The 1,064-nt window shown below is 79.3% G+C and carries 1 protein-coding gene; it reads right to left on the minus strand.

Features of this window, described 5'->3' with window-relative positions; translation table 11 throughout:
• Nucleotides 1-323: 323 nt before the first annotated feature.
• A partial coding sequence (locus tag FOE67_RS26640; RefSeq protein ID WP_182667378.1) for an HAD-IC family P-type ATPase occupies nucleotides 324-1,064 on the minus strand: 741 nt, incomplete at its 5' end.

A 1,064-nucleotide genomic window follows, 5' to 3' on the forward strand; every position in this document is an offset into this window, starting at 1 on the left:
GTCGGGGAGCAGGGGAACCCGGCCCCGGGGGCGGGTGCGTGTCGAAGGAAAGGAGCACCGGCCCCGGGACCCGGGGCGGGCCGCCGGACGGGCGGATCGCCCGCCCCGGTCCGGGCGCGGTCTTCGCGCCGGCCGGCGGCGTCGGGCAAGCCCGTCCCCGGTGCCGTTCCCGGTATCGGGTCGGGTCGGGGGGATCGTTCCCGATCGGCCCCTCCCGCCGATGCGCGGGGCATCGCGGGCGCCGGAAGGTCACCCGATCAACCCCCGACCGGCCCGTCGCCCGTCCCGGGTGCGCCCCGCGCCCCGGGACGGGCGACGGATCGTCACCGGCGGGCGGGCTCCCGGTCCGCCGTCTTCGACGCCGTTCCCGGTGCGGTCGTCGCCGGCGCGGGGACGGTTTCGGGGCGGGCGTCGCGCCACGCCGACTCGCGCAGCAACCGCAGGCCGTTGAGGGCGACCAGCACGGTGGAGCCCTCGTGGCCGGCCACGGCGAGCGGCAGCGGCAGGTGGCCGACCAGGTCCCAGGTGACCAGGACGACGATGAAGAACCCGGCGATCACCAGGTTCTGCACCACCAGTCGGCGGGCCCGGCGGGAGAGCGCCACGGCGGTGGGCACGGCGGCGAGTTCGTCGCGGACCACGACCGCGTCGGCGGTCTCCACGGCCAGGTCGGAGCCGGCCCGTCCCATGGCGACGCCGGTGTGCGCGGCGGCCAGCGCGGGCGCGTCGTTGACGCCGTCACCGATCACCAACACGCGCCGGCCGGCCGCCTCCAGTTCCCGCACGGCGGCGACCTTGTCGGCGGGCAGCAGCCCGGCCCGCACGTCCCGGTCCGGGTCGATGCCGGCCTCGGCGGCCACGGGGCCGGCGGCGCCGGGGTTGTCACCGGTGATCAGCAGCGGGCGGGAGCCGGTCAGGGCGGCGAGGTCGGCGACGGCGCCGGGGGCGTCGGGGCGCAGCCGGTCGGCGAGCCCGAGCACCCCTGCCGGCCGCCCGTCGCACAGGACGACGACGGCGGTGCGACCGCGCGCCTCCAGGTCGGCGACGAGCCGGCGGGCGGGGGC

This window comes from Streptomyces calidiresistens (assembly GCF_014141525.1).
Taxonomy (GTDB): Bacteria; Actinomycetota; Actinomycetes; order Streptomycetales; family Streptomycetaceae; genus Streptomyces; species Streptomyces calidiresistens.